Annotated in this window: 7 protein-coding genes; 5 read left to right on the top strand and 2 right to left on the bottom strand. The window is 46.5% G+C overall.

The features are described from left to right. On the top strand, positions 1-3,845 hold a 3,845-nt coding region (locus F6K37_RS23520), incomplete at its 5' end, for a type I polyketide synthase (RefSeq protein ID WP_287252471.1). A gap of 141 nt (positions 3,846-3,986) precedes the next feature. On the opposite strand, the gene F6K37_RS23515 is transcribed toward F6K37_RS23520, so the two are convergent. Continuing rightward, complete coding sequence (locus F6K37_RS23515; protein WP_008188549.1) at positions 3,987-4,172, bottom strand: hypothetical protein; 186 nt, start codon at positions 4,170-4,172, stop codon at positions 3,987-3,989. Beyond that, complete coding sequence (locus F6K37_RS23510; protein ID WP_287252469.1) at positions 4,172-4,327, bottom strand: hypothetical protein; 156 nt, start codon at positions 4,325-4,327, stop codon at positions 4,172-4,174. The genes F6K37_RS23515 and F6K37_RS23510 overlap by 1 nt, the downstream gene beginning before the upstream one ends. A gap of 780 nt (positions 4,328-5,107) precedes the next feature. Between F6K37_RS23510 and aroF the strand changes: the two genes are divergently transcribed. From aroF to F6K37_RS23490, 4 genes are all read left to right on the top strand, one after another. Continuing rightward, positions 5,108-6,205: a 3-deoxy-7-phosphoheptulonate synthase gene (gene aroF / locus F6K37_RS23505; RefSeq protein WP_287252467.1), complete on the top strand. Its 1,098-nt coding sequence runs from the start codon at positions 5,108-5,110 to the stop codon at positions 6,203-6,205. A 100-nt stretch (positions 6,206-6,305) separates the two neighbouring features. Further along, entirely contained in the window at positions 6,306-6,890 is a 585-nt protein-coding gene (locus F6K37_RS23500; protein ID WP_502887771.1) for a chorismate--pyruvate lyase family protein, read from the top strand. 60 nt (positions 6,891-6,950) lie between these two features. Further along, positions 6,951-8,174 carry a 4-hydroxybenzoate 3-monooxygenase gene (locus F6K37_RS23495; RefSeq protein ID WP_287252463.1) on the top strand — a complete coding sequence of 408 codons (1,224 nt, stop codon included), beginning with the start codon at positions 6,951-6,953 and terminating at the stop codon, positions 8,172-8,174. A gap of 141 nt (positions 8,175-8,315) precedes the next feature. Beyond that, positions 8,316-9,704 carry an NAD(P)/FAD-dependent oxidoreductase gene (locus tag F6K37_RS23490; protein ID WP_287252461.1) on the top strand — a complete coding sequence of 463 codons (1,389 nt, stop codon included), beginning with the start codon at positions 8,316-8,318 and terminating at the stop codon, positions 9,702-9,704. Position 9,705 lies beyond the last annotated feature (1 nt).

The raw sequence follows: 9,705 nt of genomic DNA, 5'->3' as shown, positions 1-9,705 counted from the left end.
TATTCAATTTTAAAGGCCCTGCGATCGCAATCGACACCGCCTGCTCTTCCTCAATGGTTGCAGTTCACCTGGCCTGTCAGAGTCTTTGGACTCGAGAGTCTACCTTGGCTTTGGCTGGGGGTGTGAATATTATCCTGTCACCCATTGGTCACATTGCCCTAAGTAAGCTAAAAGCCCTGTCTCCCGATGGTCGCTGCAAAGCCTTTGATGCCAAAGCCAATGGCTACGTTCGCAGTGAAGGAGCAGGTTGCATTGTCCTCAAGCCCCTATCCCAGGCATTAGCTGATAATGACCCGATTTACGCCACTATCCGAGGCAGTGCGGTTAACCACGATGGTCGTAGCAAGGGACTGACGGTTCCCGATGGTTCAGCTCAAGAAGAACTGATCGCTCAAGCCTTAGACAATGCTGGCGTAGCACCCTCGGAAATTAGCTACATTGAAGCCCATGGTACTGGCACACCCCTGGGAGATCCCATGGAAATGATCGCCCTCGCTTCCGTGCTTGCCACTGATCGTCAGGAGGGAAACTATTGTGCTGTCGGAGCAGTTAAAACCAATATTGGCCATTTGGAAGCTGCTGCTGGCATTGCTAGTTTAATCAAAGTTGCCTTATCCCTCAAACATCAACAACTACCCCCCAGCTTGCACTTTGAAGACCCTAACCCCGATATTCCCTTCGATACTCTACCGCTACGGGTTCAGCAGACTCTAAGTCCTTGGCCTGAGGAGTTTGGTTTAGCCAAGGCTGGGGTCAGTTCCTTTGGGTTTGCCGGTACTAACGCCCATGTGATCTTAGAACAAGCTCCTGAATCCTCCCAAGTCCCGGATCAGACAAGACCCCTCAAGCCACCCTACTTACTACCGCTCTCAGCCCATAGTCCAGAAGCGGTCAAATCCCTGGCTCAGGCTTATCAAGACTGGTTAGCCACTAGAGATATCGACCCTACCTTATTAGAGGACATTTGCTACACCGCTAGTGTCCGGCGCACTCACCATCAACACCGCTTAGCTGTGGTAGTTAACTCCCCTGAAGACGCGAAGGAGCGCCTGCAAGATTTACTCCAAGACCCCTCAGATGTTGACCTAGCTGGTGGTAGTGAACCGGGCAACCGCCCCCCGAATGTAGTTTTTGTTTGCTCTGGTCAGGTGCCTCAATGGTGGGGGATGGGACGGGAGCTACTGCAATCGGAACCAGTATTTCGAGGGGCTATAGAGGAGTGCGATGCCCTGATTCGCTCCCAGGCTAACTGGTCTTTGTTAGCGGAGTTAACAGCGGACGAGTCTGAATCCCGCCTTGGGGAAACGGAAATTGCTCAGCCTGCTATTTTTGCCCTACAAGTTGCCCTGGCTCGGCTGTGGCGTTCTTGGGGCATAGAGCCAAAAGCAGTGGTGGGTCACAGTTTAGGTGAAGTGGCCGCAGCTCACATTGCTGGTACTCTGAGCTTAACCGATGCTGTGAAGTTAATTTGCGATCGCGGTCGCGTGATGCAGCAAGCTACAGGCAATGGCAAGATGGCAGCATTGGAACTCTCCGTAGCGGATACAGAACAACTGTTGTCTGAATACGATCCTATTTTCGAATCGGCAAACCCCAACCTAGGCATCGCAGCAATTAACAGTCCCACCTCAACGGTGGTGTCTGGAGAGTCTACAGCAATGGAATTATTCCTTGAATTCCTGGCACAGCGGCAACGGTCGGTGTTATGCCAATTGCTGCCAGTGAATTATGCCTTCAATAGTTCCCAAATGGAACCCTTTCAGCAGGAATTGGTGCAGGAACTGGAAGGGCTCGAACCCCAGCCAGAAACTATTCCCATCTACTCTACAGTTACCGGTAGCTCTAGTGAAGGTTCAGCTTTCGATGCTATCTACTGGGGGCAAAATATCAGGCAACCTGTCCGCTTTGCTCCAGCTATTGAAGCGCTAGTGGAAGCTGGTCATACCATCTTCTTAGAAATTAGCCCTGACCCTGTCCTTTCCGGATATATTGCTCAAACCCTCAACCATCTCGATCAAGCCGGGGTTGTCTTACCCTCCCTACGCCCTAGTCAGGGGGAACGGGCCACCATGCTCACCTCTCTAGGTAAACTCTACACCCAAGGCTTTACAGTCGCGTTGCATAAACTATTCCGATCTTCCCATTCTCGGGTTGTGAGTTTACCCTGCTACCCTTGGCAGAAAGAACGGTATTGGGTAGAGCAGAAATCTCAAACACCATCTCAAACACCACTACCGAACTTGTTGGTAGGGGAAGAGCAACAGGAGGTTACCCCAGAGTCCCTGACCGATTCCCTGGTCGAGGATTCCCTGTACGAGATTCAGTGGCAACTTCAAGAGCGTACACCCGAAGCAGAAACTCAGGCCACTGAAGCAACTGAGCCTGGTCAATGGGTGATCTTTGCGGATTACGGTGGCGTAGGACAGGCATTAGCAGAAAATTTGCGATCGCATGGTCACAGCTGTTGCCTGATTTATCCAGGTGAAGTTGACCAAAGCCTACCAGGAGGACTTGGAACCATCAACCCTGCTGATCCCAATCATTTTAAGCGGCTGTTCCAGGAAATTCTTGGAAATAATCCATTGCCCTGTCATGGAGTAATTCATCTGTGGAGTCTAGAGACTGAACAGTCTGAAGCACTCACACCATCCTCTCTCGAAGAGTCTCACGTATTGAGTTGTGGAAGCGTACTGCACCTAGTTCAGGGACTAGTTCAGGCACTGGTCAATACTGGTAGTTCAACCTTACCGAAATTGTGGTTAGTAACCTCTGGCAGCCAAGCAGTGGAAGCCAACCCTGCTCCGGTAGCACTGGCTCAAGCCTCTTTGTGGGGCATGGGACGAGTAATTGGCCTAGAACACTCTGAAATTTGGGGAGGGCTACTCGATTTAGACCCATCTATATCTGATAATTCTGATAATTCTGATAATTCTGATCATAAGGGTGCTACGCAACAGGCCATGGCTCTGTTCTCAGAAATTTGCCAGGGAGACGGGGAAGACCATGTAGCATTCCGCCAGGGACAACGCTATCTGGCTCGCCTGGTATCTAGCAAACCCACTCAAACGGAATGTTTAACAGTGCAGGCTGATGGTATCTACCTGATTACTGGTGGCTTGGGCAGTTTAGGACTCCGGGTTGCCCGGTGGATGGTTGAACAAGGGGCAAAAAACCTAGTGCTACTAGGACGCCGAGAACTTCCACCATCAGATCAGTGGGCAAGCTTACCCCAAGACAGTGAGTCTTGGAAACGGGTTAACGCGGTTCAAGAACTCAAAGCCATGGGAGCCAAGGTGATTGTGGCTCAGGCTGATGTCAGTAATCAGGATGAGATGTCTGAGGTATTTGAACACTTGCGTAATACTCAGATTCCCCTCAAAGGTGTTATCCATGCTGCCGGGATTGAAAATTATCAGGAGATACAAGGGATGGACCTGAATGTATTTCAGGCTACCCTGCAACCTAAAGTAATGGGGGCATGGCTGCTCCATCAACTTACCCAAGAGATGAACCTAGACTTTTTCGTCTGCTTCTCCTCGATTGCCTCCCTGTGGGGCTGTCAGGGAAAAGCTGATTACGCTGCTGCTAATGCTTTCCTGAATGCGATCGCACATCATCGTCAAGCCCTAGGATTACCTGCTTTGAGCATCAATTGGGCACCCTGGTCTGGAAGTGCCATGGTGTCTGAACAGGTCAAGAGCTTATTGAAGCGCATAGGAGTAGACCCATGGCAACCAGAAGAAGCCATCACCATTTTGCCATACCTTCTGGGGTCGAACAGCCCTCAACTAATCGCTGCTAAGTTCAACTCGGATGTCTTTAAAAAGAAGTTATCCAAGTCCTAGTTTGGATCCATCATTCTTCCCCAAGGGGCAAAGATGGAGTTAGTTTTGTCCTGACTATTACCTGTTTCGTAATCCAGTCAGCAGCCGGATATCTGGCTAGTGCTAAGTTTTTCGTGGGTGGTTGCTCTACCGCGATCGCAGCTAGGAGTTCTTCCAGGGGGTTTCCTGATCTTCTGCCTCCCTGGGCTGATCAGGATCAACGGTGATGATGGCAGACCCCCCTGCTTCCAAACCGGCTTGATTCCCTTGAGATACCACCACAAAGCGACCAAATGATGCGGCTTCGGCAATCGGTAGTCCAAATCCCTCCCGGTCAGACAGAAACACTACCGCTGTTGCCTGTCGATACCAAAGAGCCGCGAATGCGATGGCCTTTCGGCCACGCTACGCGAACGCGCTATGTGACCATGATAGTGAACCCAAGGCAAGCTCTCAATTGACTTCAGGAACGCTTCACCCCTAGCTTGGGTGGAAGTATTCATTCCTGCTAGGACTTACGAAGTTGACTTGGTAATCGGTAATTGGTAATTGGTGTACGCCAATTTTCCTGGAGTCCAGTTTTGAGTAAGTCCTGTTGCCTTGATGAGACCTAGGTGTGGAAATTGGTTTCAGCTCAAGTGGGGCAAGGCTTCGGTGAATATTGTTCACCCAATGGTCTAGGTCAGTTTTGAGAAGTTTCGAAAAAAAATCGTTCTTCGGCATAAAACATACGCTGAACCCCGAAAAGTTTTTAGAAGCTAACAATCAAGGGTTTTTCAGTATGCACAGCAAGACCTACACACTCTACATATCAAATTCTGATCTTCGTCCAAACTAAGTTGATGTTAGATCAAGTCCGGTTAATCACTTCCCAAATCATAAAACCCAATCTCAAGGGCTACTGGTAGGGTGCGTTACTAACTCAACTTACCACTTATAGGGTTTGGATTCCAGTTTTGAGTAAGTCCTGTTCCCTTGATGAGACCTAGGTTTGGAAATTGGTTTCAGCTCAAGTGGAGCAAGGCTTCGGTGAATCTTGTTCACCCAATGGTCTAGGTCAGTTTTGAGAAGTTTCGAAAAAAAAATCGTTCTTCGGCATAAAACATACGCTGAACCCCGAAAAGTTTTTAGAAGCTAACAATCAAGGGTTTTTCAGTATGCACACCAAGACCTACACACTCTACATATCAACTTCTGATCTTCGTCAAAACTAAGTTGATGTTAGATCAAGTCCGGTTAATCACTTCCCAAATCATAAAACCCAATCTCAACGGAAATAAAGCATGATAATTGTCCTCAAAGCAGCCACTCCGACAGTCGAAATTGAACGCATTAAACACGAACTGTCCCAATACAAAGTCAGCGTCGAAAAAATCATCGGCAAACACCGAGTGGTGATTGGTTTAGTCGGTGACACGGCTGAACTCGATCCCTTAAAAATTCAGGCTGTCAGTCCTTTTATTGAAAAAGTATCACGAGTTGAACATCCCTTTAAACGGGCGAGTCGAGACTTCCGACATGGTGAACCCAGTGAAATTATTGTTGAAACACCGAACGGTTCTGTTGCTTTTGGCGAACACAGTCCCATCGTTCAAACTGCCGGCCCTTGTTCGGTTGAAAATGAACAGATGATTGTCGAAACCGCCCAACAAGTTAAAGCAGCAGGTGCTCATTTCCTACGTGGTGGAGCCTACAAACCTCGGACTTCCCCTTATGCTTTTCAAGGGCATGGTGAGAGTGGTTTGGAATTGCTGGCCATTGCACGTCAAGAAACAGGCTTGGGAATTATCACCGAGGTAATGGATGCAGCCGACATTGAAAAGATAGCAACTGTTGCAGATATTCTCCAAGTTGGTGCTCGTAATATGCAGAACTTTTCTCTGTTAAAAAGAGTTGGTGCTCAAGAGAAACCGGTTCTGCTGAAGCGGGGAATGTCCGCAACCATTGAGGAATGGTTAATGGCGGCTGAATATATTTTAGCAGCCGGAAATTCCAATGTTATTTTGTGTGAACGGGGAATTCGCACCCATGACCGCAAATATACCCGCAATACCCTCGATTTATCCGTGATTCCTGTCTTGCGGACACTGACTCATCTTCCCATTATGATTGACCCCAGTCACGGGACTGGTAAAGCCGAATACGTCCCGGCAATGGCAATGGCCTCAATTGCAGCAGGAGCTGATGCTCTGATGATAGAAGTTCATCCCAACCCTTCCCAAGCCCTGTCTGATGGCCCTCAATCCTTGACGCCTCATCGCTATCAAGAACTGATGCAAGAAATGGCAGTTATTGGTGAAACAGTGGGTCGTTGGCCGGAAAAGTTAGCCCTCACCCCTTCATCCCCTCAAGCTACCCAAAAATTCAGTGCCATTGTTTAAAATTTCTTGTGAGTTGAAGTAAACATTGAAGGCTAAGTTAGATTGATTCAACTCACAATATCTCATCAAACAGGTCTTTTTGCCCAATTCTAGAGAAATAATGCATATGAACGCTCAAACCCTAGTATTAAGGCCAATTTTTTCCCAAAACTTTCCGCGAAAGCGGAATTACATCGAACCTGTATTACTCAGCCCATTTCAGCGAATATTGCTGACGACAAACGGCACTGTTACGGATATGATTGAAGCCTACTCGGGGGAAGCAATCAAAATCAAAAAGCTGTTTGAAGACAAGATTACAATCAAAGAAGACATCCTGCCGATGAACCTCAAAAAAGACACAGAAGTCATCGCTCGCAAAGTGCTACTTCAAGGTAAGATGAGTGACCGCAATTATGTCTATGCCGATTCAATTTTAGTTCTCGACAGACTGAATGAACAAATGCGAAGCCAACTGTTACAGACCAAAACTCCCATTGGGAAACTCTGGATCGAAAACAAGGTGGAAATCTTCAAAGAAAATGTCGAACTTGGCAAAGAACATGCAGGTGATTTAGCTGATTATTTCCAGATTGAACCCGAAGATAATCTCCTGTATAGAACCTACTGCGTCATCTCCAATCATCAGTACACCATGATGATTACAGAGAAGTTTCCGGAAAATAATTTTAGGCGAAAGCTCTAATAGTATCGGTTAATTCTGTTGAAGAACTTCTGAAATTTCAATATTTCATAGGACGCCACTATGCTTAACAATCATTTCTCAACGAAGGTTTGCATTATAGGAGCTGGACCGGCAGGTCTATTATTGGCAAACATCCTACAGCAAAATAAGATCCCGTGTATAGTAGTCGAAAAATACAGTCGTGAGGAGGTCTTTTCCCGTGCCCGAGCGGGACTAATCGATCACAAGGCGGTAAGTATTCTGAAGCAGTATGGACTCGCCGACCGCTTGTTGAGAGAAGGAAAGCCCCATGGGAAGTGTGAATTCCGAAGCCCGGAATACAGCTTTGTACTCGAATACTCCAAAATGTGTGAGGGTCGAACGCACTATACCTATCCTCAGCAGGAGTTGTTGGTCGATCTGATCCAGAAGTTTCAAGAGGCTGGCGGAGAAATACGATTCAGCACGAAAGGTCTTGTGGTTAAGAATAGCTATCCTGCGCAAGTCTCGTGTTACGACGAGATTAAACAAAGCACGATTGTTATTGATTGCGACTTCATTGCTGGATGTGACGGTTTTCATGGTATTGCCCGAAAATCAATTCCTGAGGAAGCTGTAGATATTTACTACAAAAATTACAATTTTTCTTGGCTAGCAATCACGGCTGCAGCACCTCCCTCAACCGAGCATATTATCTATGCAATACATCCTTATGGATTTGCCGGTCATATGCTCAGGAACGAAAAAATTTCCCGTTATTACCTGCAAATATCATTAGACGACAGCGTTGATGATTGGCCCGATGAACGTGTTTGGTCAGAACTCCATGTTCGACTTGCCAAAGATGGATGGTCACTGACCGAAGGTAAGATTACTGACAAGCAAGTGCTGAGGATGAGGAGCTATGTCTCGAACCCAATCCAGTACAAGCACCTTTTTCTTGCAGGAGATGCTGCCCACATTCTCACTCCCTCAGGTGGCAAAGGCATGAACCTAGCCATTCAGGATGCTGAGGTTTTGGGCAAATTAATGGTGAACTACTATCTAATCAGCCACAATGACTCTATCCTTCAACAATACTCAGCTATTCGTCTGCCAGAGATCTGGCAAACCCAGGAGTTTTCCCACTCGCTGCTTCATATGGTGAATATCGATGAACAAAATTCAGAGAATGACCGCTTCATGAAGCAGCTCCAACAGTCTAAGATATCTCAACTGATGAGTTTGAAGACATTTGCAGCAGACTTTTCCCGAAAATATGTTGGGAGTTTATCTGACTCTAATCAGCTGGAGATGGCATGCTAATAATAATAATTACTCGCGTTTCTTTGGAAACTATTGAGGCAAGCATTCAGCCACTCTCCATTTAACAGGTTGTACAACACTTCTTGTTAGATAAATCAAATCGTTAACTAGTTGTCAAAGTATTTCGTTTAGGAGGTTTTTATGACACTTAACAATTCAGATAGTTTCAAAATGTTCGATGCAATTGTCATTGGCGGCGGACCTGCTGGAGCAACTTGTGCATACAAGATAGCAGCGAATGGTCACTCAGTTCTTTTATTGGAAAAGGGAAAGTTTCCGCGATTTCATATCGGCGAGTCGATGGTGCCCTATCTGTATAAGCTGTTTGAGATGATAGATATCTCTGACAAAATCAAGGAAGGTGGGTTTGTGCAGAAAAACGGAGTTGAATTCTTAACTGGGACAACTGGAGATCTGAGGCGGCAGAATTTTGGCAATGTGGCAAAAGGGCAAACCCCGTTTTCATACAACCTTAATCGTGCCCGTTTTGACAAAATTCTCTTGGATCATGCTAAGGATACAGGGGCTCAAGTATTAGAGGAAGCAGATGTCAAGAAACTCATATTCGATGGCGAACGACTTGCCGGAGTCCAATATCAGTATCAAGGTTGCAGACATGAAGCCCGAGCGAACTTTGTGGTAGATGCTAGTGGTCGGGCTGGGTTAATTGCCAAGCATTTTAACCTAAGGAAAATGAATAATAAGCTGCAAAATGTTGCCGTTTTTCAACACTATAAGGATGTGGTTGCTGAAAACAATCCAGGTGTTGAAGGTGACGTGCTATTCAGCTGCCATGAAGATGGTTGGCTCTGGGGGATACCTATTGAAACCAACGTGATGAGTGTTGGAGCTGTGATGCCATTAAGCCTACTAAAACAGAGCAATCCCGAGGAAATTTTCAAAGCACATTGCGATCGCTCTCCCCGCATTAAGAGTGCGATAAAAGGCGCAACTCCCTTGTTTGATAAACCGAAAGTAGAATTAGATTTTTGTTATTATTCTGAACAGTTTACTGGACCTGGATATTTTATTGTTGGCGACGCAGCCTGCTTTGTAGATCCAGTATTTTCTGGGGGTGTTTTTCTCAGCATGCTCTGTGGACTAAAAGCAGCTGAGGCAATACACGAAATTTTTGATGGTAAGGATGATTTGGAGGCATGTCAAGACTTTGAAAACTTATGCAAAACAGGGTACGACTCCTACTTCCGAGTGGTCTACTCTTACTACTATGAATTCAACAGAGACATGAATAAGATGGGTCTAAACTTACCCGGCGGTTTCCGCTTTGTACTTCAAACGTTTGCCGGGGATTTTTGGGCTGAACGAGACCAGCCTGTATTGAGCTACCTACGTTCTAAAAAAGAATGGGATACCTTCGAGCAGCCTTTTGAGCGCATTTACGATTGCCCGATCTATCCAGATACTCATTACAAAGCTGCAGATCCAGCAAGCTTTACACCCCCAGAAGATTTTCTTGAATCAATTAATACACAGACACAAACAGAGACACAAAAGGCGGCAGTTTTGTAGA

This window comes from Moorena sp. SIO4E2, assembly GCF_010671945.1.
GTDB lineage: Bacteria > Cyanobacteriota > Cyanobacteriia > Cyanobacteriales > Coleofasciculaceae > Moorena > Moorena producens.
This window is presented reverse-complemented; position numbering and strand designations above follow the sequence as displayed.

What these genes read in the sequence shown, in the direction of transcription:
- F6K37_RS23510 (WP_287252469.1), bottom strand. Translation starts at nt 4,327, where the DNA reads ATGAATACTTCCACCCAAGCTAGGGGTGAAGCGTTCCTGAAGTCAATT.
- F6K37_RS23490 (WP_287252461.1), top strand. Translation starts at nt 8,316, where the DNA reads ATGACACTTAACAATTCAGATAGTTTCAAAATGTTCGATGCAATTGTC.
- F6K37_RS23495 (WP_287252463.1), top strand. Translation starts at nt 6,951, where the DNA reads ATGCTTAACAATCATTTCTCAACGAAGGTTTGCATTATAGGAGCTGGA.
- aroF (WP_287252467.1), top strand. Translation starts at nt 5,108, where the DNA reads ATGATAATTGTCCTCAAAGCAGCCACTCCGACAGTCGAAATTGAACGC.
- F6K37_RS23500 (WP_502887771.1), top strand. Translation starts at nt 6,306, where the DNA reads ATGCATATGAACGCTCAAACCCTAGTATTAAGGCCAATTTTTTCCCAA.